This is a genomic window from Bacillus sp. SIMBA_005 (genome assembly GCF_046535585.1).
In the GTDB taxonomy this organism is placed as follows: Bacteria; Bacillota; Bacilli; order Bacillales; family Bacillaceae; genus Bacillus; species Bacillus pumilus.
Map to the genome: position 1 here is coordinate 1 of NZ_JAWRWI010000002.1, position 26,827 is coordinate 26,827.

The following is a 26,827-nucleotide window of genomic DNA, read 5'->3' on the forward strand; positions in this document are numbered from 1 at the left end:
GATAACTGTACACAAAGTCAAAATCACACCAAACAAATTCATCGGCATATTTGGCAGGACTATCTAGATGAAGCAGACCATCTGAGACTGACACAAATGAATAAAGACATTTATGCAAAACGGAAAGAAACAATAGAACGCGTTTTTGCGGATGCAAAAGAAAAGCATGGTATGCGTTGGACGAAACTTCGTGGACTCAAAAAAGTTTCAATGCAGGCGATGCTTACTTTCGCTGCCATGAATCTCAAAAAGCTAGCAAACTGGACATGGAAAGGACCATGTCCAGCGTAAAACACATGATGTTTTTATCAAAAAAATGTGAAAACCCCACTTTTACTTGAAGTAAAGGTGGGGTTTGTCTACGGTCTGAGAAGACTACATGACTGTAGTCTTCTTTTTTTATGATTTAAATGGGGCAGGTTTTTCTTCACTTAATCCAAATCGATGAAGAAGTTCTTGGACGATTCGTTTCGATGCTTGCCCATCACCATAAGGGTTAGACGCCTTCGACATGCTGTCATATTCCTGCTGATCTACTAGCAGCTCTTTTGCCATTTTGTAAATGGTCTCTTCATCCGTACCTGCAAGCTTAAGTGTGCCGGCTTTCACGCCTTCTGGACGTTCTGTTGTATCACGGAGCACTAATACTGGCTTCCCTAGAGAAGGTGCCTCTTCTTGTACACCGCCAGAATCCGTTAAGATAAAGTGCGAAGCGGCAGCAAAGTTATGGAAATCAACGACTTCAAGCGGTTCAATTAAGTGTACACGATCGAGACCACTAAATTCTGTCTGAGCTGCATCACGTACGGCAGGGTTTAAATGAACAGGATAAACGACCTGAACATCTTCAAATTCTTCTACAACACGTCTAATGGCTCTAAACATGTTTTTCATCGGCTGGCCAAGGTTCTCTCTGCGGTGGGCCGTTAACAAGATCATTTTATCTGTGCCTATTTTCTCTAAAATAGAGTGCTGATAATGCTCAGTAACTGTTGTTTGCAGGGCGTCAATTGCTGTATTCCCTGTCACACAAATGGTCTCTTCTTTTTTATTTTCTATTAGAAGATTCTGCTTCGCTTCCTCTGTAGGGGAGAAATGAATATCGGCAATAGTACCTGTCATTTGACGGTTCAATTCCTCTGGGAACGGCGAATATTTATTGTGTGTTCTTAAACCCGCTTCAACGTGACCAACTGAAATTTGATGATAAAATGCGGCCAAGCTTCCTGCAAAGGTTGTTGTAGTATCCCCATGGACAAGGACAATATCAGGCTTTTCTTTTTGGAATAATTGATCTAGCTTTAACAGTGCATTTGATGTGATTTCAGATAATGTCTGCCGTTCTTTCATAATATTTAAATCATGATCCGGTTGAATGTCAAAGGCTTTCAGCACTTGATCAAGCATTTGCCTATGCTGGGCAGTCACAGTGACAGAGGAATTGATTTGCGGATGCTTTTTAAGTTCAAGGACGAGAGGGGCCATTTTGATCGCTTCAGGTCTCGTCCCGAATACAGTCATTACATGTAATGTTTTCAATAGTCGATGCCTCTTTCCTTCTCATTTATCATATGTTTATTATACAAAAGAATAGAAACGAATCCTAATCATTCAATGTTCAATCTTTACATCACCTTTACCCTTTTCAACATAAAAATTTACATGAACTCTTTACAATAAATGTTGTATCAGTTTATACATTTATCTTAAATCATTTGTCATTTCTATCATTTGTAAGTTACACTTTATGAAAGATGAAAAATGAAGTCAAATCATTTTTTCAATATGTAAGGAAGGTGCAAAGTTCATTGAAAAAAGTACGTAAAGCCATTATACCAGCTGCAGGTCTTGGGACACGTTTCCTCCCTGCCACAAAGGCAATGCCTAAAGAAATGCTGCCAATCGTTGATAAACCAACCATTCAATATATTATTGAAGAAGCTGTTGAATCAGGAATTGAAGACATTATTATCGTTACTGGAAAAGGAAAAAGAGCCATTGAAGATCATTTTGATTTTGCACCAGAGCTAGAGCGCAACCTAGAGGAAAAAGGGAAAAGCGAGCTTTTAGAAAAGGTGAGAAAATCCTCAAACATTGCTGACATTCATTACATACGTCAAAAGGAACCTAAAGGACTTGGACACGCTGTTTGGTGCGCACGCAACTTTATCGGCGATGAACCTTTCGCCGTTTTATTAGGTGATGATATTGTCCAAGCTGAAACACCTGGGCTTCGCCAGCTGATGGATGAATATGAAAAGACCCTTTCATCTGTGATCGGTGTTCAGCAGGTAGCAGACAGCGATACGCATCGCTACGGGATCATCGACCCTCTTACACAAGAAGGACGCCGCTATCAAGTGAAAAACTTTGTGGAAAAGCCGCCGCAAGGTACCGCACCATCCAATCTAGCCATCTTAGGACGTTACATTTTCACGCCAGAGATCTTTATGTACCTTGATCAGCAAGAAATTGGTGCAGGCGGGGAAATTCAACTGACAGATGCCATCCAAAAGCTGAATGACATCCAGCGTGTATTCGCCTATGATTTCGAAGGAAAACGATACGATGTCGGTGAGAAGCAAGGCTTCATCGAGACGACTCTCGAGTTTGCCCTTCAAGATGAGGATCTGAAAAAGAAACTCATTCCATTTATGAAACAGCTTCTCGAAAAAGAAGAAGTGAATTAAAAAAAGCTGCCGGTTTCGGCAGCTTTTTATTTCATCACTGAAATCGTCAGTGTATGCTGTTCATTATCAATGACAAACAGGTTATTTTCGCCCTTCACTGCGAATTTAGTTTGTTTCTCATTCATCCAGATATTCTGTTCTGTCAGCCCAAGTGTCGAAGGAGAGATCGACATTACCTCGTGAAACACAATAGCACTTGCTTGGCCGTTTTGAATAACATAGTCAGTTTTTTCTGTGATCAATCGCTCCATCGTATCACCTTGATCACTTTTGATCGAGCTTAGCGTTTGCATTTTTTGCTTAAGCACAGATTCTTCTTTTCCAAGGAAAGAAAGTAAAAACTCATACGAACCAGCAGATGCGGGCGATACATACGAGTTGAACTGTCCTGGTCGAATGGATAAAGACTTTAATTCCTCTGCAAGTTGAAGCCCATCAGGTTTGACATAATACGTATCTGATGCTGTTTTGATTTGAACGGTTTGTTTATTTTCAGCGACAGCTTGTACCTCTTGGCCAAATGGCAAAGTGACATCTGCCTTCTTTGTTATAGCTTGATCTTTGTACACTGTGAGTGGATCTGCTGTGACAATCATCTGTTGATCCACCTTTTTCATATCAGGCGCCCCTTTCGTTAGTCGGTTCTTTGATTGAGGCGCTTCCGTCTTATCTGCTGGGATGGCACCAAATGTCGCCAGTGTTCGCAGCGGACGATCCGAAAACATCGATAAGGCAAGTAAAATAGTTAAAACAGCAATAATCGTCACTTGAAAGGCTGGTCCAAAAAATGAACGTCGTTTCCCACTTTCTTTATAACGGGTCACTTTTTCAGTCTTTTGTACGCCTTTTCTACCTTCCTTATGTTCCATTTGGTATTTTCGTTTCTCTTTTTTGGAAAGCTTGTTAAACCAGTCAACAAACTCCTTATACTCTTTTACAACTTTCTTCGTATCATCAAACATACGAAGTTCACCATAATGCATCCAAGCCACCCGGTCACAGATTTTTTGAATTTGACTAATGGAATGGCTGACAAAAAAGATTGTCTTCCCTTGTTCTTTGAATTCTGTGATACGATCCACGCATTTTTGATAGAAGGTCTGGTCACCAACCGACAACGCTTCATCAATAATCAGGATATCTGGATCGATATGCGCTGAAATGGCGAAGCCAAGACGTGATTTCATTCCGCTTGAATAACTCTTCACAGGCTGATCAATAAAGTCACCGATATCCGCAAACTCTACGATTTTTTCATAAAGCTCGTCTATCTCTTTATTCGTCAGCCCCATCATTAAGCACTTGAGGCGAATGTTGTCTTTTCCGCTTAATTGGTTGTTCAGCCCTGCTGCAATGGCAATCAATGAAGGCTGTCCATCCATATCAATTTCACCACTTGTCGGTGGAATGATTTTCGCAAGAAGATTTGACATCGTTGATTTTCCAGATCCATTGATCCCTACAAAACCAATCGTTTCACCTTCATATACATCAAAGGACACATCACGAACAGCAAAGAACCCTTTTTCATTTTTATTAGGTAAAAACAGCCCTTTGATCTTATCCGACTGCTTTTTATATAAGACGTATTGCTTGGATACGTTTCGAAACGAAACCTTTAGTTTCATCGTATAATCTCCTTACTTTTTAAAGAAAATCGACAAATTTATCCCTAAATTTCATATGAAGCAATGAACCGACTGTTAAAAGAAGAAGCGTGATCAGCCAAAAATAAAGTGTATACTTCACATCATGGAAAAACCAATCTCCCTTTAACAAGCTATTTCTAAAACCATCAATAATATAGAAAAGTGGATTCAATCTTAATATATCCCCAATCCATGCTTTGTCTCCAGTGAGCTTCTCTGAAATATTCCAAAAAATCGGCAACAAAAAGAAAAGTAAACGTGTCACTGATTGTAAAAGAAATTGATAGTCCCTCACGAGTACGCTAATCGTGGAATTAAACAAGCTAAACGAAAACATAAACGCGATCATACAAATAAAGTAGTATATATATTGCAGCCAGTGCGCATCAGGATATATGCCATAGGAAATGAGCACAATCAGATAGACACCCATCATGACAAAGTAGCTGAACAAATTGGACATAATCACTACAGACGGCAGCGCACTAATCGGAAAGTTCATTTTCGATACCATATTAATGCGTTTAAACACACTATTTGAACCATCAAGAATCGTCGGACTAATGAAGAACCAAGGGATTAATCCCGCAAGCATCCAAATGATAAATGGAACTTCCATTCCACCAATGACAATCGGCTGTCCTCCGCGGATTCCAAGACCAAAAACAAACCAATAAGCCAGCATTTGAATCAATGGATTTAAAAACTGCCATAAAACACCTAAATAATTCATCTGATATTTTGATTTTGTTTCATAAACAGCAAGTCGCATAATCAGCGGAATTGAGCTGATTTGCTCCTTTAGTATCGTCAACATTGCATTCATTGTTATCTTCCTTAACAAAAGTTTTGAGTACCATTAAAATTAAAAGCACCGCTCATAATTGTAACAGATGTTGTTTATTTTTTCACTTTAAAGTCAAAACAAAGATGCTATCATTCATAAGTATAGGAATTATTTGCTCAACCATATGATATAGGCAGATTTGGGATGATATTTACATTTCAGAATAATGTATGTTAAACTATCTTGACTATATAATCAGAACATATTAATTTAATATCCATATTATAGTTATTACGTATTATTTTTACTAATTCAAAACAGATTATTAACTAGATTTTAAGGAGAGAGACTATGGTTTCTTTAGAAAGTATTTTAACTAGTAACTCTATCTTATCTTTGTTTATACATTCATATGATAAAAAAGACCTAGAAACAGTTAAATTCATTCGTGATAATCAATCATTTGATTTTCCTCTACAGCAGAATAAAGATGGTTTTTACGTAGCAGAAATACGTGCTAAAGATATCCTCCCTCTAAAAGGTTCCTCTTTCAGTATCTTCGTAACAGATCAAGGTGGAATACTCACTCCACTACAGTATGCTGTTCATCACAAATGGCAAAGGAAGATACTGCATAGAGAATTGGCTGTATTAATTAAAAGAACAAGCAATGAAAATTTACAAACAAAAATAACTTTCGAAGTTTTAAACGCTAGAAAAAGAACAAAATTATACAAAACAAATATGATTGATTTCATGCTTGAAAATTATACTCTAAACATAAATGGTGTTTCAAATATTTTAGACATTGATGCTCCATTAGACCAAAGAAAATTCTTTATTGCTCTTCATAGGGTACCTTCAAAGGATAAAATATTATTTCCTATTGATTCAATTTCAGAAGATGGTTTTTGGTCTGCCCACATAGACTTAAGCTCAATTGGCCTTCATAATTTATATGAGGGTATCTGGCAAATGCATTTTTACGAAGAAGTAGAAGGCAAGTTGCTAGGATCGTTTATAAAAGACAAACAAAAATTGATTACTACACATTCATTTAAGACTGCTGATCAGCTCTTTCAGTGTCATTTTAAAAAGAAAAACAGTGGATTGATATTAGATGTCAGACAAGAGATTCTACTTGTTTCTTTTAAAGAGAGCTATATTCAAAATCAAACGATGATTGCAAAAATATCTATAGCAAGTGAGCAACTAGCATTAATTGATCATCATGTTTCAGAAATTCACATGTTAAATAACCAAGACACTGAGAATACAGTTTTAACAAAATTGAAACGTATCAATGATGCAGATTTTATTTTAAAGATACCATTTAAACATATCATTGAATCCTTACAAGAAGGAAGTCAGAAACAATCTGACTGGCTCTTTTTATTAACAAATAAAAAAAGCCAGAAGACTTTCTTTGCCAAAGTCACTAATACCGCTTTGACCTTTGATGAAAATAACGTTCTTCATGTATTTGAGAAAGTACCTTTCGAAGTTGGATTACATCGAACATCTAGTCAAAACTTGAGTTTTACAATTCGAAAAACTAGAACCGTAAGAAATCTCTATCAAGTCAAAAAAATACGTGGTCACTACTTAAAAATTGAAGGAGCTTCTATTTTAAGAGGCTTGGAAATGCCTAACTCAGAATCTGTAAAACGCTCATTGGTACTAAAAGAACGCGCATCATTAAAAGAAATAATGATCCCCGTACAAAATAAAAGAGACTTAACTTTTGCTTATCATTATAAACGGGATAAGAAAGACTACACGTACTGTGGGTTCAAAGTGCTATTTGATACTTCCACACTTCCTGAAGAAAAAGGAGTGTGGGATTTCTTTGTTAGATTCGATACAGATCAATTTTCATTTGATAGACGTCTAGGGTTTGTTAAATATACCTATAAAAAAGACAAGTACCTTTCTATCATCAAGTATAAAGGTAACGATGATAATAAAATTTTCAACTTTTCGTCAACAACACCTAAGGGAAATTTAAAATTAGAAGTACTCCCCTTTAAATCAGCTATTGCTGAAGATCAAATTAGTGAAAGCCGAGAAGAAGTTTGGATTATTGGTGAAAGACCAGATACTGCTCAAGATACAGGCTATCATTTTTTCAAATATTGCAGAGAAAAGCACCCTGATAAGAAAGTTTATTATGCTATAGAAGAAGGAAGTAAAGATATTCGAAATATTGAACATCTTGGGAACGTACTGATCATTGGTTCAACCGAACATATTGAAAAAACATTACAAGCTACACACTTTATCGGTTCTCATGACTTAGAATATTTCCTTCCGTTTAAAATACCACAATATCAACATACGAAGAAAGCAAAAAGGATTTTTCTGCAACATGGTGTGATGGGGAGAAAATCGGCAGAATACCACAGATTTTTCTATCAATATCCTTTTCATATAGTATGTGTCAGCTCAGTTTATGAAAAGAAAATGATGATGGATCACTTTGGTTACAAAGAATCTGAGGTTAAGGTGACTGGCTTATCTAGATTTGACCATTTAGCTAATTTTAAGACAACTGATGATAATCGTGATAGAGAGATTTTAATCATGCCTACATGGAGAGAATGGCTTAATACGGAAGAAACATTCTTAAAATCGGATTATTACGAGAAGTATATTTCGATTCTAAAAGACGAAAAACTTCTTAAAGAATTAAGAAAACATAGAGTGAAACTATTATTCTATCCACATTACAGAATGCAGCCATATATCTCTTATTTCAACAAATATAAGAGTGATGTAGTTTCTATTTTGGAATTGGGTGAAGTGAATGTTCAGGAATTATTAATGAGAGCCTCTCTCCTTATTACAGATTATTCTAGTGTTTCATTTGATGTGAGTTTTATGAAAAAACCAGTCATATATTATCATTTTGATTTTGATGAATTTTTCAATAAGGGGATTTTAAGGAGTAAGGAAGAAACATTCCTAGGCGAAATTGTAGAAGATCAAACAACCTTAGTAAGTGAGGTTATTCAAACGATTAATAATAACTTCCGTGAGAAGTTATTTGTTGAAGAAAGAAGAGATTTAATTCTAACGTATACTGATAATAAAAACTGCGAAAGAATATTCAATGAAATATCTTCTCTAAAAGATGATGAAGTTTCAGTAATCGATTCCATATCAAGGATTTCTAAAGAAACTCTTCAAAATATAAAGATAGCAACTATACAAACATTAGTACGAAATTATATTTTCACCATTAGTGTCAAAAAAGTGAAATCGTTAAAAAATAAAGCTCGAAAAACCTTAAAACCTCTTAAGACAATTAAGAGACAATTAAAAAGAAACCTACACAAAAAAAACTATTCTAATTAGTCTTATAGTAGATAGTACATTGATAAGCAGCCTGTAGCCAGTTCGAGATAATCGACTGGCTTTTTTCCTTGCTGTTCATTTCATACAAAAAAAACACCTTTAAGTGTTTCAACTTAAAGGTGTTTTTGTCTTAATTAGATCAATTCATCTTCATGAGGTTCAGTGAGATTATGTCCTAGCCTTTTTATCGAACACTACTTCCACTACACGCTTCGAAGACTCTCCGCTCTCTAAGTAACAGAATTTCTCATAAAACGGTGCGAATGATTCTGGTAATGTAAAGGTCGGCTGTTCTGTTTCTCTTATCCATTCAATCACGCTTGATGTCTCTTTTACAAGAGGTCCAGGTGCTTCTTGTTCAAAATCGAAGTAGAAGCCCCTCAGCTTGTCACGATATGTTTCAATGTCTGGCACATAGAACAGCATCGGACGTTTGAGGTTTGCATAATCAAAGAACACTGATGAGTAGTCAGTGATGAGCAGATCAGAAATCATATAAAGGTCTCTAATGTCTTCGTAATGAGAGAGGTCATAGGCAAAGCCTTCATATGGTCCTAAATCAAAGTTTTCAGCGACTAAATAGTGCATACGCAGAATGATGATATATTCGTCTCCGATAGCGGCTCTCAGCTCATGCAGATCAAGGTCTAAATCAAATTTGTACTGCCCCTTTTTATAAAATTGATCGTCTCTCCATGTTGGTGCGTATAAGATCAATTTTTTATCAAGCGGCAGGTTCATCTTTTGTTTGAGTGCTCTCATCGTTTCTTCATTGTTTTGATTATGAAGGAAGTCATTTCTCGGATATCCTGACTCAATCATAGTCTTTTGAAATTGGAAAGCTCGTGTAAAGATTTCGGTCGAATAAGCATTTGGAGAAATGAGGTAGTCCCAATTTGACGCTTCCTTCGTGAAATTCTTTTTGTATTTTTTCGTGTTTGTTCCAGGCATATGCACCTCATCCATATCCATCGCCAGTCGTTTTAACGGCGTACCATGCCAAGTCTGCAAGTATGTTGTGTGATCTGGCTTTGGAACCCATAGCGGCAAACGGCTGTTTACAACCCAATACTCCGCTCTAGCCATTGCAAAAATCCATTTCAATGACAGACGATTGATATAGTAGATGCCCTTTTCCTTAAACGGTGCTTCATGCCCTTTTTTCACGCTCCAGATCAGCGTATATTCAGGGCGATTTTCTTTCATATATTCATAAATACCACGCGGGTTACAACTGAATTGTTTTCCATTAAAGCTTTCAAATACAACAGTTTTCTTTTTGACAGACATTTTACTCGCAAGCTTAAAGGTCGTTTTAAAGGTTCTCGTTACAAGACGATTACGGACTTTTTTAATCTTGCTTATTTGCTTTTTGAACTTCTTCCACTTGCTCTTCACATAGTACTTAGCACGTGTTTTCATTGTGTAATCATTAATTCGGATGCCAAGCGTCTGTCTTTTTTTCTTTCGATATACCTCATATCGAATCGGGACATTGTTCTTCTTTTGTATTTGGACGAGTCCCTTTAATTGTTTAGATCGATCTCCAAACACAAGAGATGGTGTTGTTAAAGTCTCCTCTGTTCCGTTAACTTCACATATAAATTCGAAGTACATTCTATAAATATATCTCTTATCTGTAGAATAGGTTAATTCGTCTAAAGGTACTTCAACATTGAATGGAAATATTTCTGGTGTTTCCCCATCCGTTCTATAACCATCAATATCATTTTTTGGCTGATAGTTTACGGGGAACCGATGTTCCACTTCGTCCCTTTTGAACAGAATTTGAATTTTTTTGATTCGATAAGGGTGCTCAGCACTGATGACACCACAATATCCACTTACTGTAAGGGAATTGGTCTCATCAAGTGATAGGTGATTCGTTTTCGTGATCTTCATCTCTCGCTTAATCTTAATAGAAGCATTACCTTTATCTGTACGATATGGTACAGCAAGGAGCAGCGTGTTTTTATTTTCTATGAAACAGAGTTCAGACATTTCCACATCCAGCTTTAGACGACACTTATAATATAGGCTGTCATTTTCACTTATGACTTTGCCTTCTTCCTCTTCCAATTCAGCCTCTTCGTCATCTCCATCGGAATCATATGAAGAGTCTTCTGTTTCATCTTCGCTCTCACTACTATCTGTCATTCCAGAAAAATCCGTCACATACAAGTTATACGTTTGGCCTTGTTCCATTTTATTCGGGAAAGAATCTTCATGAATCTCTATTTCAAACTGATTCTCCACTAGATGTTTAAGAGGAAGGTAAACTTCCTGCTTTGAGACCCTTTCTCTCATGAGCAAGTAAAATAATCGACCTTCTAATGGTCTCTCATCATCTATCCTTAACAAAATTCTTATTTTTTGGTCGTGGTTCTTTAAACTCTCAACGACACTTTTTTTCTGAACGGTCTCTTCAATCATTAATCATTTATCTCCTCTGTTCATCAAAATCTTATTCTTATGCTTATTCTCATACTTATAACACGATGTATAATAAATAAAAGTTTCTATCAATTATTTATTCACCTTCCAAGAATAATTCCCTTTAATTGTCTTGTAAGAAACACCGTCAACTTTGGACACATCTTTTTCATTAAACAGATTCTCGGCAATTGGTAAACGCTTAATGATTTCATTGTATTCTTCGTCTCTCATTCTAAGATAGAAATCAACATATTTCGTTTTGTTTCGTTTCAATGCCTCTTGTATGGATGCATGTCCAATAGGAAAGGATACCTTGAAATTTTCGACTGCTTTAGAGAACAGCTCAGCATGGTTGTGCCGATCATAACCGACAAGTTCTAATATAACCTTTTTTTGTTTTTCAATAACACCTTTCATTTGAATATCCAAAGAAAGAACATGATTCTGAACATCAATTCCCACTAATTTCAAATGAATAGGTTTTATCATCCGTTTAATTTGGTCTCTTTTTTCTCGAACTTCTATCATTTTTCGAAGTGCCTTTGCCCAGTTTTCGTAATAGTTAGGGATTGAATATATTTCTGCAATCTCCTGACAATTTTCTGAAAAAATTTGATACTGTTCATCGTTTTTCAACAATTCAATGATTTTGTTGGCCAACTGTTTCACTTCATATTGCTCAACAACAAAGCCATTAAAATTATTTTTCACAAGTGTACTAGCACCATAATCGTAATTATAAGTAATCACGGGGCAATTGTTAACAATTGATTCCATGATAGACAATGGACAGCCTTCAAAGACAGAGGTGGAAATAGACATTCTAGCTGTTCTAAATTCAGCATCGGGATTTTGAGTGAATCCTTTTAAAATGACATTCTTTTCTAAGCTTAATCTTTTAATTTCTTGTTTTAACTGCTTTTCTTGAGGACCTGAACCAAAGATTTCAAGCCTCGCATTTGGTACTTCTTTTACCACAAATTCAAACGAACGGATGGCATCTATGACATTTTTCACTTTGGTTAATCTCGCCATCATCAAAACCTTATTCGGATCAGCAGTATAGTGATCTTGTACTTGATGTGGTGAACGACCAAGTGTATGTGGCGTTAAAAAGAATATATTTTGATGACCAAATTGTTTCACAACGTCTGTTTTTTGCTCTTCAGTGATGAAAAAGACAGCATCTACTTTTTGTTTTCTTAATTGGGTAAATAATTCATTATAATCAGAACGTAATTCTGTCTTTTCTGTTTCATAGTGTTTACTGTGAATAATTGCAGAGAAATAAGTAGAACTCCTTTTTTTCAATTGGAACACATACTTATCCTGCTTCCGGCTATCAACTAAAAAGAGTTTTTTTCGATCATTTTTATACTGAATAGTCATAAGCCACTCTTGTCTTAGTCCTTTTTCATTTTTAAAGGTTTTCATTCCTTCTTGGGCATACCAAATGATGTCTCTCAATTTATTTTTAGCTTCGTCTTTAAGATCATCATACTCTTTTTTCATATAAATATGAGTGTTCTCATAAATAAATAGTTCTCGATAGACTTTGCCCGTTTCCTGAGAGAAATAGGAAACTTTATGCAACTGCCCTTGTGAGTTATATTCCTCTCGTTTATCCAATTGCTGATTTGGATGAAAATAATCAACCATCTCAATTTGATTTGATTTTTCATTCCTAATAAAACGAACAGATGAATCTTCATCATCACATAACCCTTTATTGATGTTGTCAGCGTGATAAGTTGGCTGATACTGTTCCTTTGGTTGACAATTTGGAATAAGGAAATCAACATACATATTTTGAATTTTTGTCATGTTAGGATCCACTATTTTCTTGTCAATAATCCCTTTCACTTTCTCAGGAAATTCTTGATCATATGAAAAGGTTAAAAAATGAGTTGAAGTATTCTTTAACCCAAATAGGTTCGCACGTAGCAATAACGACTTTGTCATACCACCATATTTTTCTTTAATTTTTCCGGTAATAAAGTAATACTCCATATCAGGAATTTGCAATTGTTGTTGCGGTTGACTTTGATTATTTTCATGTGTCTTTTTTCTAAGCTTGTTAAACCATTTTCGGATCAAAACACTCAACCTTTCATTGTTGTCCATTATTCCGTCGATATTTAAATAAATTTTTAAACGATATGTTAACATAAAAAAGCACTTCTCACCAAAAGATAAGAAGCACTATCTTAAATAATTAAAGTCCAGCAATTTCTTCCTTAATTTGTGTTGTTGAGATGCCTTCTGTTCTTTTCAAGTACACGACTTCGCAATGCTCTTTCAAGAAATCGAATTTACCTTCCCAGTCATCTCCCATGACAAACACATCAATATCGTGCTCTTGCACGTCACGGACTTTTTGATCCCAGCTGTTTTCTGGAATGACTTCGTCTACATAACGAATCGTTTCAAGAATCAGCTTTCGATGCTCGTAGCTGTGATAAGCCTTTTTTGATTTTTGTAAATTAAACTCATCTGTCGATATGGCTACCACTAAGTAATCTCCAAGCTGCTTTGCACGTTCGAGCAGCTTAATGTGCCCCCAGTGTAATAAATCAAATGTACCGTAAGTAATAACTTTCTTCATTGCAAACATGAACTCCTTTCTTCATTCCTTATTCAACTGCTTTCATGCAGTAATGTTTATCCGTAATCCTATGATCATCGTTCGTATTTTTTCGCTCTTCGGAACCTCATTATATCATAGCGCCTATCAAACGTTAAGCAGATGTAAAGACAAACTATTTCCAATTTATTGGGCGGAGAAGGGAAAGTCCGAAGAATCAATGTTTCTTGCAGCATCCTCCTTATGAATTGATGAAAATGTCATGAAATTTAAAGGTTTGTAAAGTTATTGTTAATATTTCATGGAGCATCTGTGATAAAATGATGTGTAGACGAAAAACGAATTTACAATGAACGTTCATAGATAACAAGATAAAAAAGGAGGTCTAAACAATGCAAACAGAAGTGGTCTCTAACCTTTCTTATGTAAACGGCGACCTAGATGAATTTATTAGCTATATGAATCATCATCATATTTCTCAAAGAAGAGGCGCCATGATCGCGACTGTCAATCCAGAGATTGGCTATGCTGTTATGAAGGATCATGCATATCATCAAGTTGTTTCTTCTGCGGATTATGTTCTGCCGGATGGTGTTGGCGTCGTCTTGATGTCACGTTTGACACAAAGTCCGCTGAAGTCAAGAATTGCTGGCTTTGATGTCTTCATGTCTATGCTTGATCTAGCAAACAAGCAGTCTAAAAGTATCTTTTTATATGGGGCGAAAAAAGAAGTGCTTGAGGCTGTTAAACAGCGAATTGATACGGAATACCCAAATGTGGTCATCGCAGGCAGCTGTGACGGTTATCAAGCAGATAAACGTTTCGTAGCAAAACAAATCGCTCGCTCGAAAGCAGATATGGTGTTCGTTGCTTTAGGTTATCCAAATCAAGAGAACTTTATTTATGAATACCGTCATTTATTCCCGCAGGCTGTTTGCATCGGTTTAGGCGGAAGCTTTGATGTATTTAGCGGAACGGTGAAGCGCGCACCACGATGGATGATTAAAACAAATACAGAATGGCTGTACCGACTTGTTGTGAATCCATGGAGATGGAAACGAATGCTGAATATTCCTAAATACGCTTTTGCCGTATTGAAAGAAAACAAAGGGAAAAAACGTTACTATCCTGAGCAAGCAAAGGATCAGACGAAACAGCTGTGAGAGACTGACCAATGATGAATATACGCTCAATGATCATTTCATGCTATGCAGCTTTCATTTCTTTCATTGGATGGCTGATGAGCGGCGTGAAACCACGGGAAAACCAGGTGACGCTGCTTGTTTCATTTCAAGAGAATACAGCTGCTCTTATTGATGCTTATCAACAACAGGCGAACATGACGATGAAGCTTACTGTCCTCTATACGAAGCATGCTTCTGCGATAGAAAAGGACGAGTCTCATCTGTCATTTCGCTATTTTCATGAAAAAAACCCTCTCCATCTCATTCAATGTATTTATACGATGTTTAAAAGCAAGGTTGTCGTGACAGATAATTACTTTCTTATGACAAGTGTACTCAGAAAACGTCCTTCTACCACCTGTATTCAAGTATGGCATGCCAATGGGGCGTTGAAAAAGTTCGGGCTTGAAGATGCTTCAAATTCGGAACGAAGTCCTCGTGATATTAAACGGTTCAAACGAGTCTATGCGTCTTTCGATTATATCGTTACAGGCTCAGATCATATGCGCGAGATTTTTAAATCTTCGTTTGGGGTGAATGATGAACGTTTTTTACCAACAGGTGTACCGATGACGGATGTGTACTATGAACAGCATCAGCCTTCCTTGAAGCCGAATGATTTTCCTAAAGGGAAAAAGATCCTGCTTTATGCACCGACCTATCGAGACTTTGCAATGGGCGGTCTTGTCCTGCCTTTTTCAAAAGAACAATTGCAAACAGAGCTAAACGGTGATTATATTCTGCTCGTCAAGCTTCATCCTGCGGTCAAACATTTAGCGAAGGCGGAAACAGACGATGAATGGATATTTGATGTATCCGATCAGCCGCTTTATCCATTGCTTTGTACATGCGATGTACTGATCACAGATTACTCGTCGATCGTGTTTGAATATGCACTGCTTGAAAAGCCTGTTTTGTTCTTCACTTATGACTTAGACACTTATCGCAAGAAGCGCGGTTTAGTCGATCGATATGAAGACATCATTCCTGGGAAAGCTTGTATCACTCAAGACATGCTCTTGATGGAGCTGCTTCAACTAACCGAATCAGATGATCAAGACCAAATCAAAACCTTTGCCGAGGAATGGAATCAATATTCAAAGGGAAGGTCCAGTGAGCAGCTCTTATCCTTTATTGAACAACAGCTCTTATACAAAAAACGTCCGGCTTCTCAATAGGAAGCACGGACGTTTTTTTATTTGTTATACACCGGGATATCGTAATACAGCGTATAGTCATCAAGCAGGTTATACAAACTATACATACGAGTGACTTGCTTATAAGCCCAGCCAATATCTGTTGCATATTGATGAGTCGCTGCACTAGACCAGCGCATTTTATAAATTGTATCTTGCTTGTATGTGGCATGATTGATGTAGCTGTTGCCAATGAATTTTGCTCCGCCAATAATGGCAGCCTCTGGCGTGAACCATTGCTGTTCATACGCATACTTTGCACCAAGATAGTTCGGATTGCTGTCATATGCGCCAATGCCATACATGTTATATACTTTCTTTCCATTAAACATCGTCCCATTCGCTAAAATGGAACCTCCGTTACCTGTTTCAAGCAGCGCGTGAGAAATGAGATAAATTTCGTTGATATGATACGTTTTCGCTGCCGTAATGAATGCTTGTCCTTTACCTGCAAGAATCCCTTTGCCTGCTAGAATCTTTGAATTGACTTCTGCCGGATTGAGATTTGCAGCTTCTGAGAGTTTTAGAAATTGGAAATAAGATTGAGTGCCTTCAGCAATGTTAGCTGGGTCTACATATTTTTGCACCTCTGCTGCACTTGCATTTCTCCAACCAAGGCTGATCTTGATCCAGTTTCCTTCTTTCCCAAGCTGTTTCACTTTTGCTCCTTTGTTCAGCTGCGCCACGATGTTGCTTGCAGAACTCGAATCTGGTGTCGAACGGACATTTAAGCCGTCCGTATTCACTGTTGATGTTGCTTGGTCTACATATGGTGCATAGACATAAGCCGCACCATCTGTCTGTGGTGATACCTTCATTTGTTTGTTGACCATCTCATTGACAGTAAGGTTGTAGTTCGTTTGCATGACCATTGGGCCATTTTTGATTTTTACGGCTGTAGCTGTCCAGCCATATTGACTTTTCACAAAAGCAATGGCTGCATTTACAGTTGGTAACCCTGTGAATTGCTGCGTAATATTGATTTTGTAGGTTGGTTTCGTTGTTGTTTGATAGGCTGCTGGTTCATTCCGTTTTTTGAAAAATGCCATGCCTTGATCCCGCAATGCAGCTGTTGAGATGGCACCTGTTTTGATCTGATATTGACCATAATCAGCTGCACCTGTTTTTTGAGCAGCTGCTTTCATTTTTTGTTTCGTTAAATAACTTAGCGCTTGATTCAGTTTTGTCTGATTCACCGTTGGCTCTGTCGTGATCCGGTATTGTTTAACCGCTTCAGTCAACGTTTTTGTACTGCTGGCAACGCCATTTTTCTTGATAATCTCTTGAGCCTGCTTGACTTTATTTTGCTCATATACAGGTGTTGTCTTGAGACTATACGTTTTGCTGACAGCTTGGCCCTTACCAGTTGTAATGCTGCTTGTCACCTTCTGCGTTTTTAAATATGCGGCACCTTTATTTATTTTGGCTTGCTCCGCCGATTGATTGACGACAAGTCGATACGTGCTGTCAGATGCTTTACCTGTTTTTTTCGTTGTTGCTGATACCTTTTTCTTTTGGAAGAAAGCTACTGCTTTTTTCGCTTGGTCATCTCCTAAAAGGTTTCCAGTCACTACTTGATATGGCTGTGTAGAAGAGATCTTTTGCGAAGTGTAGCGCCATTTCTTTTTCTTGAAAAAGGCCACCGTTTTTCCGTATGCTGTATCGTTCAGTTGATTGAGCTTCACGATATAATTCTTTGTTTTTCCCACTCGCTGCACAGTCCCTGTAGCGCCGGTTTGTTTCTTAATCTGGGCCGCAGCTGAGGATGCCTGTTTGTTGTCTTTGAAATAACCTGATTCCAAGCGATATACATTTTTTAAAGCGCCTGTCTTTTGAATCTTCCCGCTGATCTTTGCTTCTCTTTGAAGCTGGGTAAGAAGCGTCTGTGCTTTTGACTGGTTCGCTTGTGCAGCTGATGTGACGATGTAATATGGCTTGCCTGCTGTCACCGTTTGAAGCACCGCTTTTAAACCAGACTCTTTTTGAAAGCCTTGCAAGATCGTATTCGCCTTACTTTGACCAACGATACCGCCTGAAATCAGCTGATACACAGTGCCTGCTTTGTTTTCTGTTTGGTATGTACTAGTGACACCGGCCTGCTTTTGTAATTCGGTTTGAATATTTTTGACTTTCGTTTCAGAATCAATGGTTCCTGAAATGACCTGATAGGAAGGTCTACTTTGATTGATAATTTCATAGGTGCTATTGAGTCCTGATGTTTTCGTTAGCTCGAGTGAGAGCTTTTTCGCCTGAGCTTCATCATTGACGGGGTCAGATACGACCTTTTGTAATGGAAGGCGGTCACCTACTGGAGACACCGTACCGCTCATGCCCGTCTCTTTTTTTAATGCAGCTGCACTTGCACTCGCTGCTGCTTGTGACTCATATCCTGAGGCAGTGAGCTGATAGGTCGACGTGTTTCCTGAGGTTTGATAAGTGGCTGTCCACTTTTTGTCCTTCTTCAATGTTTCCACTGCTTTTTTCACTTCTGATTCTGTTGTAAATACTTTTGAGGTGTTCATCGTATAAATGGATTGATCAACATAGGAGGCTGCTTGTGCTTCTTTGCCCGTCTGTACTGTCATACCAAAGGCAGCTGCGAGTAACATAATCTTGATGGTTTTTTTCACGTTCACTGTCCCTCTCTTAACTTTGCATAATTGTCTACTAATCTCTTTATCGACAAAAACAAGTACTCTTTCAAGTTATTTATGCAATAGAAAAATAGAGGACCTCTTCGAAGTCCTCTTTTCCTTTATATATGCGATACAATCAGTTCACAAGTTCCTTCAATTGAGAAGTTCCCTGTTTCAGCTGGCAGGATAAAATGAGCTCCTTTAGGCAGTGGATATGTGTGCTCATCATGCGTTAGAGCCCCTTCCCCGCTAATTACACTGCACAGCAAAAACGGATAATCTTGCGAAAGCTCTACTGCTTGATCAATTTCCCATTTATACACTGAGAAATACTCTGCTTCAACAAAAGTTCGAATGGTCAGCCCACGGCGTGTTTCAACTGATTCATCTGCATAACCATCTACATGGGGGACCGTTGTGACATCAATGGCTTGCGCAAAATGAAGTTCACGTTCATGGCCATTCTGATCTTTTCGTTCATAATCATATACCCGATAGGTGGTATCTGAGCTTTGCTGCGTTTCGAGGACAAGCGTTCCTTCGCAAAGCGCATGAATGGTACCGCTTGGCACATAATAAAAATCACCAGGCTTAATCTTCACACGACGCAAAAGTCCTTCCCAATCTCCACTGTTCATCATGGTCACAAGCTCAGTTCTTGTTCTTGCGCTATGCCCATATATCATTTCTGCTCCTTCTTTGCAGTCAATGATATACCAGCACTCTGTTTTTCCAAGCTCGCCATTTTCATGTCTTTCCGCGTAATCATCATCTGGATGAACTTGAACGGACAAGTCTTGGTTTGCATCTAAAATTTTAGTTAACAGCGGGAATCGATCGCCTTCTATTCCCCCGAACAATTCTCTGTGATTGTCCCATAGTTCGATCAGCGTTTTCCCTTTATATGGACCGTCTTGCACGATACTTGGTCCGTTTGGATGAGCAGAAATTGCCCAGCATTCTCCCGTTTGATCAGAAGGAATATCATAGCCAAATTGATCTCTTAAGGCTGTACCTCCCCATATTCTCTCCTTCAATTCAGGCAGTAAAAAAATTGGTGACTGCTTCATTCAGGATGACTCCTCCCTTTGCTACCCTATGATAATCCTTGTAAGGCTTGATGAAAACTAGTAAGTCTCAACTTTTATTATGACGCTATCTAAAGAGAAGTCAATCCTTTCAGTACACCAAATGAAAACGATAACACGAAAAGATTTCATCCTTTGACAGAGCCTGCGAGAAGCCCTTTGACAAAGTATTTTCCAAGCAGTATATAGACCAAAAGTGTCGGCAGTGCCGCCAATATTGCCCCTGCCATTTGGACATTCCATTGCACAATTTGACTGCCTGATAAATTTTGCAAGGCAACCATCACCGGCTGATGCTCTGCAGTGGTCATCGTGACTGCAAATAAGAACTCATTCCACACATTTGTGAACTGCCAAATCGCGACCACCACAAATCCTGTGATCGAAAGCGGAAGAATCATATGTCTGAAAATCCCGATAAACCCTGCGCCGTCCATTTTTGCCGATTCAATCATTTCATCAGGAATGCTCACATAGAAGTTTCGAAACATGAGCGTTGTGATTGGAAGTCCATATACGACATGGACTAGTACCAAACCCGGAATCGAATTGTATAATCCGACTTCACGCAAAAATTGAATGAGTGGGATGAGGATACTTTGATATGGAATAAACATCCCAAACAGCATTAGAGTAAAAACTACTTCTGATCCTTTGAAACGCCATTTTGATAGGACATAGCCATTCATCGCCCCTAAGACAGCAGACAATAAGGTAGCCGGAATGACTAGATAAAGAGAATTCATTAAATTGGGCGCTAGCTTTTCAAATGCGATTTGATAGCTTGAAAAATCGAGTGTTGACGGCAGTGCCCACATTTTCTCAAGGGTTACTTCACCTAATGGCTTCAAACTTGTGACGAGCATGACATAAACTGGCATGAGAAAAAAGAGACTGCACAAAATCAATAAAGCATAAAGAACTGGACGGACAAACCATCTAGCTGTCATGATGACGCCCCCTTCCGGCTCGACAGGAGATATGGCACAATAAAGACCGCAACAGAGATCAGCATCACAATCGCGATAGCGGCACCGCCCGCATAATGGTTTCCTCTAAAGGTCATTTCAAACATGTACACGCCAGGAACATCTGTGACAAAGTTTGCACCCGGTCCTGTCATCGAGTAAATCAAATCGAAAATCTTTAATGAAATATGAGCCATGATGATAATGACACTTGCAGTTATCGGTTTTAATAAAGGAAAAATAATCTTCCGGTAAATCTGCCATTCGGTTGCGCCATCCATTCTAGCAGCCTCTCTTACTTCCTCTGGAATGCCTCTCAAACCCGCCAAATACATCGCTAGAGAAAATCCAGTCATCTGCCAAACAGCTGCAATTACGACTGCAATGATTGCCGCAGGGACACCAAACTCAATTTTCCCCCAGACAAATCCAGCTAAAATATTCGTATCCGTGTACCACTTAGGCTGGATACCAAGCGTCTTTAAAAACAGATTCACCCCAGTGGACGGGTTTAAAATCCATTGCCAGACGACCCCTGTCACAACGAAGGAAAGGGCCATTGGAAAGAAAAATAAATTCCGAAATAGAGATTCACCCTTGATCTTTTGATCTAGTAAAATCGCAAGTGCAAGCCCAGAGGCAATAACGGCTCCAATAAAGAATAGAGTAAAAAAGACCGTGTTCCTAAGATCTGACTGAAAGCGGAAATCTTGAAACAGCATCATATAGTTTTGAAGCCCTGCGAAAGAGAAATCAGGAACAAGCGAAGTCCAATTTGATAATGACACATACCCTGTCCAGCCAATAAAGCCGTAAACAAAGATGAATAATAACACAGCCGACGGGGCTAAAAATAGAAGCGCAAGCAGCTGATCCCCACTCCATTTTTTCCGAACACGTTTGACTTTGGGTGTTGATGCTTTTGTGATCGGCGATGTATCCATGCGCATGAGCTACACTCCTTTTTAAAAAAGAGGCGGTGCTTAGTCGCCGCCTCCTCGTCTTTATTTCATTGAATCTTTTAAAGATGAAACAAACTGGCTGCTGTCTTTTTGTGTGACGAAGATATTGACGGCTTGATTCGCTTTTGTCACAAACCCTTCTTCAGCAGCTGAACCATGCGCGAGAGACGGCGCCAGCTTTGAGTCTTTAAATGCCTTCATCGCTGATTTTCCGTATTCATCATATTTAGACATATCTGCATCCACACGTGCCGGAATCGATCCCTTCAGCGGGTTAAATGCATCCTGTCCTTCCACAGATCCTAAGACAGATAGGAATTTCTTCACGTTTTCTGGCTGTTTCACGCCCTTTGGCAGTCCAAATGTATCGGTGATCACCATAAAGCTTCCCTCTGTTTCAGGAGTCGCCACGTATCCAAAGTCTTTATTCACCTTCAGATCCAGATCATTCACAAAGTACCCTTTCGCCCAGTCGCCCATGACGTTCATTGCAGCTTCCCCTTTTGCTACGAGCTGCGAGGCATCCTGCCAGTTACGTGAGCTGTGATCATCATTGACATATTCAAGCATACGTCCAAAGATGTCTGCCGCTTCCTTCACTTTTGCGTCATCCATTTTCATGTCGCCAGCCCAAAGTTTTTGATATCCATCAGCGCCTAAAACGCCGAGCAGTACACTCTCAAACAAATGTGTTGCTGCCCAAGGCTCTTTATCCCCAAGCGCGAGAGGTGTAATGCCTTTTTTCTTTAAAGCATCTGCTGTCTTGAAAAATTCATCAAAGGTCGTTGGTGGCTCTAAACCTGCATCATCAAATACCTTCTTGTTATACCAAAGCACATTGCCTCTGTGAATATTCACCGGTACTGAATAGATTTTCCCATCTTTGCTGACAAGGTCGATGAGTGATTCCGGAAATTTGTCCTTCCAGCCTTCTTTTTCATATAGATCATCCAGCGGCTCCATTTTACCTGCTGCGACCCAGCTCTCATTCAGCTCCGCTCCGCCATGTACTTGGAATGTAGCTGGCGGGTCATTTCCTTGCATCCGGCTAGTCAGAACAGCCTTTGCATTTGTACCAGCACCACCTGCGACAGCTGCATTTTCAATTGGGATATCTTTATTTTTCTCTTCAAACAATTGAATGAGTGCTTTCAGTCCGTCCTCCTCACCTGCTCCAGTCCACCAAGAAAAAATGTCGAGCTTCTCTGCTCCGCCCTCTTTTTTTGCATCTGAGCTCGTCGATGAACTACAGGCAGTGACGATAAGCATACAGAGCACTAACAGCGTAAAGCCTAATTTAACCTTCATGATTGATCCCCCATCCCTATTTTGTAAGCGTTATCATCATAAGTATAATGGCAGATCCTTGCTTTTTTTCAGGCAAACTTCTTCACTTTTTTATGAAATTCTTCATTTTTTTACGGTCTGTTTTCGATATTCCTTCGGTGAACAGCCGACCATCTTCTTAAACACACGGCTGACATAATTAGGGTCTGTATATCCTGCCTGATAGGTAATTTCTTTTAAACTAAGCGAGCTGTCTTTGAGAAGCCTTTTGATTTTATCCAGCCGGCAGGCAGTCACATACTCTTTAAATGTCAGCCCTGTCTCGTCTTTAAACCTTTTTGTGAAATAGGTCGGACTTAAATCAACATAGGCCGCAGTCTGCTCCAGCGTGATCTGTTCACAAAAATGCGTTTTGATGTAGCGCTTTGCCCGCTCAATATCATTCACAGTCTGGTTTCTTGCTTCGTACACGTCAAATAAATATTCACAGCACTGGCGGCATTCTGCTGCGGTGTTGATCGTTAATATAGGCCAGTCTGTTCGGAGTCGTGATTTAAATAAGATCAGCAGCTCTTTTAGTTGAGACAGGGTCGCCCCCTCTAGTTCAAAAGCATCGAATAAAGCGAGCGCCTCCTCTCTTCTCCCTTCTTCCATTGCCTGCATCATATCGTCTGCAAGCTCAGGCAGATGGATCAATGGATGGGACTGTTCTTCTGTTTGGTAAAAGCCATAACGAACAACGCCAGGACTCTTTTTCCGCTGATAATAGGAAAGCTTCGCCTCTGCTGCACTTTTCTGAAGATAAAGCGGATTTGAGACCGGGTGTCCCATGCCAACGACAGGTGAAGGCTGATCGTTGGTTGTGGCAGTTCGAATCGCCTGCAAGACATCTGCCTTTAACTGACCAGGCGCTTGGTGACGATAAATGAGACATGTAAACAGCTCACCACTCACCTGAATCGGCACCGTATGAAAAAGGGGAGATGTCTGTAAATGAATCAACAACTGATTCCCGATTGTCCGCTGTACAGCGATGACAAGACCTGCTTCGAATTCATGAAACAGTTGTCGAAACTCCGCGGAAGTATAGGATTGTCCGTTTATGACATGAGCTTCAAGCCACTTTGACTGCTGACCGGCCGCCATCGCCTGCCGCTGAGACGCCTCCTGCTGAATCTCTGCCGCAACCGTTCGAATGGCGGCGATGGTTTCATCTTTGTCAGCCGGTTTGACGAGATATTGTTTCACTCCTTCCTGCATCGCTTGCTTGGCATAATCGAACGTATCGTAGGCTGTCAGCATAATAAATTTTGTCTGAGGACTGATCGCTTTGATTTGCTTGATCGCTGTCAATCCATCCATTCCAGGCATCTGAATATCCATGAGCACAAGATGAACGGGCTCAGTCCGCACGAATTCAACCGCCTTTTTTCCATTTTCAGCTTCTCCTGCGATATGACACTCTGGAAGCCAATCGGTCATGAACTTCCGCATCGCTAGCCGTTCTATCTTTTCATCATCTACAATCAGCACGTTCAGCATGCCGGTCCCTCCTTCATCGGAATAGCCAATTGAATAGTGGTGCCTTCGTTTGGATTTGAGTCAATTTGAAGGGCATCTTGTACCCCATAAAACAAACGCAGCCTTGACATCACATTTCGAAGACCGATTCCCGTTGAATGCCCTTTACTCAACATGTTTGGATCTTCCTCTTCTTTTTCTGATAGCAATCTTCTTTTCTCTTGTTCATTGATTCCCATCCCATTGTCACGAATCCGAATCATCACATAGCCGCCTTCTTGATAGATCGAGAGCTCGACAAGTCCATCTTCCTCCTTTGGTTCTACGCCATGAATAAAGGCATTTTCAACAAGCGGCTGTAAGGTGAGACTTGGGATACGTACAGATAAACACGATTCATCTATGGTCGTTTTGCATGTAATACGATCGGCAAATCTTGTTTCTTGTATATGAAAATATTCTTTGACCACTTTTACTTCTTGTTCGAGCGTAACGGATGCACTGAGAGCTGACAGCGAATAGCGCATGAGAGTGGAAACAGATTGGATCAACCTTGATGTGGCATCCGCTGATTCTAAGTAAGCCATGCGTGAGACGATGTTTAAGGTATTAAATAAAAAATGTGGGTTCATTTGGTTTTGCAGCGTTTTCAGCTTCATATCTTTGATTTTTTGATCTAAAGCTGCCTTTTGTTTCATCTCTTCAATCATCATTTTCATCTCTTGACGCATTCGCTGGAAGGCCTCATTTAATACAGAAATTTCATCCTTTGAGGTGACATGCAAGTCCGCTCCATCAAAGTTTCCTTCTGATACTTCCTTTACGCTTCGAGAGAGATGGACGATCGGTCTTGAAATCCCGCCAGCAATCATATACGCCATCCATAATGCGACTCCAATGGACAGCGTAAACAAACATAGGGTAAAGAGCGCATAGGTTTGGTGTCTTTTTTGCAAAGATTGATAGAGTACTTGATACTCAGACAATTCATCATCAAGCAAGGTCATTGTTTGCTCTTGTATGTAGGAGGAGACGGTTCTTACTTCCTTCACACTTGCTGCATATTCTTTGATTTTTCCTTCTTTTACATGTGTCATGGTCGCATCACTCTCATTGATGAGCGTCCGCATCATATATTGATATTTTTCAATAGAAGGAATTGCCGCATGAAGCCCGGCATCTTTTCGCAATGCCTGGTCGTAGGATTTCATTTTTTGTTTTGAAGCTAGATATTCTTTGGCAAACTGCTGATCCTTTTCAATCGCATACGCATTGACCTTTTCATACATCGTTTTTGCCTCTGTCGATATATCATTAAGCAGGAGAAAAGAACGAAAGCTTCTGCTATATTCTGATACGATATTCGAGCTGCTCCAATAGACGAAAAAAGCGGCCACGTTGCCAAGGAATACAAGGGTTAAAAATGCCAGTAACAACTTACTTCGAATCCTTCTCACGGCTGCACCCCCTTCCTTCTGTCTGTTTGCTGTAGCGGCAGATCCTCTTGCCGAATCACACTCGTTCCTGTGTACTGAAGAGGCTCTTCTTTTTCACCTTTCTGCAAACGCACAAGCGATTCCACTGCTTGGTAGCCCATTTCATAAGGATGCTGAACAACGACGGCATCAATCTTTCCATCATCGAGCGCCTGAATCGTATCTGGCAATGTATCAAATGCGAGTACATAGACATCTGTGGACGATCGATATTGCGCTGTTGCTTGAATGATACCTGCACCATCTAATGCACTCGTGCCGTAAAATGCAGTGAGCTTTGCATGATCGTTTAATAGTTTATACGCGGCACCGGAGGCCCCTGATTTTGTAATGGCTGATTCTTCTATTCCAGCAATATGAATGCGTTTTTCAGCGGCGACGGCATCTCGAAATCCTTTGACGCGCTGCTTTTGATGAACGGCATCAAGCCTGCCTGTGACAATTCCTACGTACTGTTCGCCTTTTGTATCTGCGATGAGTGCCTGTCCTGCGATAAAGCCTGAATAATAATTGTCCGTGCCTACATACACTTGACGCATGCTCCCCTCTGCATCTGTATCAACGGTGACAACATCAATGCCCTTTTCCCTCGCCTTCTGAAAAAGCGGTTTGTATTTTTTCGCATCAAGTCCCTGTGTCATAATGCCATCAACATGCCCTGCGATTGCCATATCAATGGTTTTCAAATGATCATCTATATCGGCTTGCTTCGGACCCAAATATTCTAAATACACGCGATGAGCGGCTGCCGCATCAGCAGCTCCCTTTTGGACCAGCTGCCAATATTCATTATCAAGTTCCTCAGGTACAAGGACAAAGTGATATTGATAAGTTGATGACGCTTTTTCGGAAGCGCTTTCAATTTTAAATAAATCTTGACCTAATGATGTTAAAAAAATGACAGATACGACACAAAAAGTGAGAAAGGCGCCCAGCCCGATCCACTTTGATACTTTCACCACATCCTCCCCCTTTCAAAAATTGCG

The 26,827-nt window shown here is 39.4% G+C and carries 19 protein-coding genes; 5 read left to right on the top strand and 14 right to left on the bottom strand.

Features of this window, described 5'->3' with window-relative positions; translation table 11 throughout:
• A partial coding sequence (locus SB660_RS02675) for a transposase (protein ID WP_410581228.1) occupies positions 1 to 291 on the top strand: 291 nt, incomplete at its 5' end.
• A gap of 108 nt (positions 292 to 399) precedes the next feature.
• Here the strand turns inward: SB660_RS02675 and wecB are convergent.
• Positions 400 to 1,539 (bottom strand): non-hydrolyzing UDP-N-acetylglucosamine 2-epimerase, encoded by a 1,140-nt coding sequence (wecB, locus tag SB660_RS02680; protein WP_410581230.1) that lies wholly within the window; start codon positions 1,537 to 1,539, stop codon positions 400 to 402.
• Between the two features lie 269 nt (positions 1,540 to 1,808).
• Here wecB and galU point away from each other — a divergent pair, with 269 nt between their 5' ends.
• Positions 1,809 to 2,690 carry a UTP--glucose-1-phosphate uridylyltransferase GalU gene (gene galU / locus SB660_RS02685; RefSeq protein WP_034660174.1) on the top strand — a complete coding sequence of 294 codons (882 nt, stop codon included), beginning with the start codon at positions 1,809 to 1,811 and terminating at the stop codon, positions 2,688 to 2,690.
• A gap of 26 nt (positions 2,691 to 2,716) precedes the next feature.
• On the opposite strand, the gene tagH is transcribed toward galU, so the two are convergent.
• Positions 2,717 to 4,318 carry a teichoic acids export ABC transporter ATP-binding subunit TagH gene (gene tagH / locus SB660_RS02690; protein ID WP_410581233.1) on the bottom strand — a complete coding sequence of 534 codons (1,602 nt, stop codon included), beginning with the start codon at positions 4,316 to 4,318 and terminating at the stop codon, positions 2,717 to 2,719.
• Positions 4,319 to 4,337: 19 nt separating this feature from the next.
• Complete coding sequence (locus SB660_RS02695; RefSeq protein ID WP_306011295.1) at positions 4,338 to 5,165, bottom strand: ABC transporter permease; 828 nt, start codon at positions 5,163 to 5,165, stop codon at positions 4,338 to 4,340.
• A 312-nt stretch (positions 5,166 to 5,477) separates the two neighbouring features.
• On the opposite strand from SB660_RS02695, the gene SB660_RS02700 reads away from it, so the two are divergent.
• The gene (locus SB660_RS02700; protein ID WP_410581235.1) at positions 5,478 to 8,483 is read left to right on the top strand and encodes a CDP-glycerol glycerophosphotransferase family protein; all 3,006 of its coding nucleotides are present in this window, start codon (positions 5,478 to 5,480) and stop codon (positions 8,481 to 8,483) included.
• Positions 8,484 to 8,651: 168 nt separating this feature from the next.
• Here SB660_RS02700 and SB660_RS02705 read toward each other — a convergent pair whose 3' ends face one another.
• The 3 genes from SB660_RS02705 to tagD form a co-directional block, all read right to left on the bottom strand.
• The gene (locus SB660_RS02705) at positions 8,652 to 10,916 is read right to left on the bottom strand and encodes a CDP-glycerol glycerophosphotransferase family protein (RefSeq protein ID WP_410581237.1); all 2,265 of its coding nucleotides are present in this window, start codon (positions 10,914 to 10,916) and stop codon (positions 8,652 to 8,654) included.
• A gap of 93 nt (positions 10,917 to 11,009) precedes the next feature.
• On the bottom strand, positions 11,010 to 13,088 hold the full coding sequence (locus tag SB660_RS02710; RefSeq protein ID WP_410581239.1) for a glycosyltransferase: 2,079 nt from the start codon (positions 13,086 to 13,088) through the stop codon (positions 11,010 to 11,012).
• 46 nt (positions 13,089 to 13,134) lie between these two features.
• The gene (gene tagD, locus SB660_RS02715; RefSeq protein WP_008343212.1) at positions 13,135 to 13,524 is read right to left on the bottom strand and encodes a glycerol-3-phosphate cytidylyltransferase; all 390 of its coding nucleotides are present in this window, start codon (positions 13,522 to 13,524) and stop codon (positions 13,135 to 13,137) included.
• 371 nt (positions 13,525 to 13,895) lie between these two features.
• Between tagD and SB660_RS02720 the strand changes: the two genes are divergently transcribed.
• Both SB660_RS02720 and SB660_RS02725 read left to right on the top strand, forming a co-directional pair.
• Entirely contained in the window at positions 13,896 to 14,666 is a 771-nt protein-coding gene (locus SB660_RS02720; protein WP_169055811.1) for a WecB/TagA/CpsF family glycosyltransferase, read from the top strand.
• An 11-nt stretch (positions 14,667 to 14,677) separates the two neighbouring features.
• On the top strand, positions 14,678 to 15,865 hold the full coding sequence (locus tag SB660_RS02725; RefSeq protein ID WP_410581242.1) for a CDP-glycerol glycerophosphotransferase family protein: 1,188 nt from the start codon (positions 14,678 to 14,680) through the stop codon (positions 15,863 to 15,865).
• Positions 15,866 to 15,882: 17 nt separating this feature from the next.
• Here the strand turns inward: SB660_RS02725 and SB660_RS02730 are convergent, their stop codons facing one another.
• The 8 genes from SB660_RS02730 to SB660_RS02765 form a co-directional block, all read right to left on the bottom strand.
• A complete protein-coding gene (locus SB660_RS02730) occupies positions 15,883 to 18,513 on the bottom strand; it encodes a glucosaminidase domain-containing protein (RefSeq protein WP_410581244.1) in 2,631 nt (876 codons plus the stop codon).
• A 125-nt stretch (positions 18,514 to 18,638) separates the two neighbouring features.
• Positions 18,639 to 19,589, bottom strand: coding sequence for a mannose-6-phosphate isomerase, class I (gene manA, locus SB660_RS02735; RefSeq protein ID WP_169055814.1), 951 nt, complete (start codon positions 19,587 to 19,589; stop codon positions 18,639 to 18,641).
• A 146-nt stretch (positions 19,590 to 19,735) separates the two neighbouring features.
• Positions 19,736 to 20,557 (bottom strand): carbohydrate ABC transporter permease, encoded by an 822-nt coding sequence (locus tag SB660_RS02740; protein WP_050944374.1) that lies wholly within the window; start codon positions 20,555 to 20,557, stop codon positions 19,736 to 19,738.
• Positions 20,554 to 21,519, bottom strand: coding sequence for a carbohydrate ABC transporter permease (locus tag SB660_RS02745; RefSeq protein WP_058013887.1), 966 nt, complete (start codon positions 21,517 to 21,519; stop codon positions 20,554 to 20,556). The genes SB660_RS02740 and SB660_RS02745 overlap by 4 nt, the downstream gene beginning before the upstream one ends.
• A 60-nt stretch (positions 21,520 to 21,579) precedes the next feature.
• Complete coding sequence (locus SB660_RS02750) at positions 21,580 to 22,845, bottom strand: ABC transporter substrate-binding protein (protein ID WP_339164134.1); 1,266 nt, start codon at positions 22,843 to 22,845, stop codon at positions 21,580 to 21,582.
• A gap of 102 nt (positions 22,846 to 22,947) precedes the next feature.
• The gene (locus SB660_RS02755; RefSeq protein ID WP_410581247.1) at positions 22,948 to 24,366 is read right to left on the bottom strand and encodes a response regulator; all 1,419 of its coding nucleotides are present in this window, start codon (positions 24,364 to 24,366) and stop codon (positions 22,948 to 22,950) included.
• The gene (locus SB660_RS02760; RefSeq protein WP_180309983.1) at positions 24,360 to 25,802 is read right to left on the bottom strand and encodes a sensor histidine kinase; all 1,443 of its coding nucleotides are present in this window, start codon (positions 25,800 to 25,802) and stop codon (positions 24,360 to 24,362) included. The genes SB660_RS02755 and SB660_RS02760 overlap by 7 nt, the downstream gene beginning before the upstream one ends.
• Positions 25,799 to 26,800 carry a substrate-binding domain-containing protein gene (locus SB660_RS02765; RefSeq protein ID WP_410581249.1) on the bottom strand — a complete coding sequence of 334 codons (1,002 nt, stop codon included), beginning with the start codon at positions 26,798 to 26,800 and terminating at the stop codon, positions 25,799 to 25,801. Before SB660_RS02765 ends, SB660_RS02760 begins: the two co-directional genes overlap by 4 nt.
• Positions 26,801 to 26,827 lie beyond the last annotated feature (27 nt).

Excerpts from the sequence above, each read along its gene's own strand:
- tagH (WP_410581233.1), bottom strand. The coding sequence starts at position 4,318 with ATGAAACTAAAGGTTTCGTTTCGAAACGTATCCAAGCAATACGTCTTA.
- SB660_RS02695 (WP_306011295.1), bottom strand. The coding sequence starts at position 5,165 with ATGAATGCAATGTTGACGATACTAAAGGAGCAAATCAGCTCAATTCCG.
- SB660_RS02700 (WP_410581235.1), top strand. The coding sequence starts at position 5,478 with ATGGTTTCTTTAGAAAGTATTTTAACTAGTAACTCTATCTTATCTTTG.
- SB660_RS02705 (WP_410581237.1), bottom strand. The coding sequence starts at position 10,916 with ATGATTGAAGAGACCGTTCAGAAAAAAAGTGTCGTTGAGAGTTTAAAG.
- SB660_RS02710 (WP_410581239.1), bottom strand. The coding sequence starts at position 13,088 with ATGTTAACATATCGTTTAAAAATTTATTTAAATATCGACGGAATAATG.
- tagD (WP_008343212.1), bottom strand. The coding sequence starts at position 13,524 with ATGAAGAAAGTTATTACTTACGGTACATTTGATTTATTACACTGGGGG.
- SB660_RS02720 (WP_169055811.1), top strand. The coding sequence starts at position 13,896 with ATGCAAACAGAAGTGGTCTCTAACCTTTCTTATGTAAACGGCGACCTA.
- SB660_RS02725 (WP_410581242.1), top strand. The coding sequence starts at position 14,678 with ATGATGAATATACGCTCAATGATCATTTCATGCTATGCAGCTTTCATT.
- manA (WP_169055814.1), bottom strand. The coding sequence starts at position 19,589 with ATGAAGCAGTCACCAATTTTTTTACTGCCTGAATTGAAGGAGAGAATA.
- SB660_RS02740 (WP_050944374.1), bottom strand. The coding sequence starts at position 20,557 with ATGACAGCTAGATGGTTTGTCCGTCCAGTTCTTTATGCTTTATTGATT.
- SB660_RS02745 (WP_058013887.1), bottom strand. The coding sequence starts at position 21,519 with ATGGATACATCGCCGATCACAAAAGCATCAACACCCAAAGTCAAACGT.
- SB660_RS02750 (WP_339164134.1), bottom strand. The coding sequence starts at position 22,845 with ATGAAGGTTAAATTAGGCTTTACGCTGTTAGTGCTCTGTATGCTTATC.
- SB660_RS02755 (WP_410581247.1), bottom strand. The coding sequence starts at position 24,366 with ATGCTGAACGTGCTGATTGTAGATGATGAAAAGATAGAACGGCTAGCG.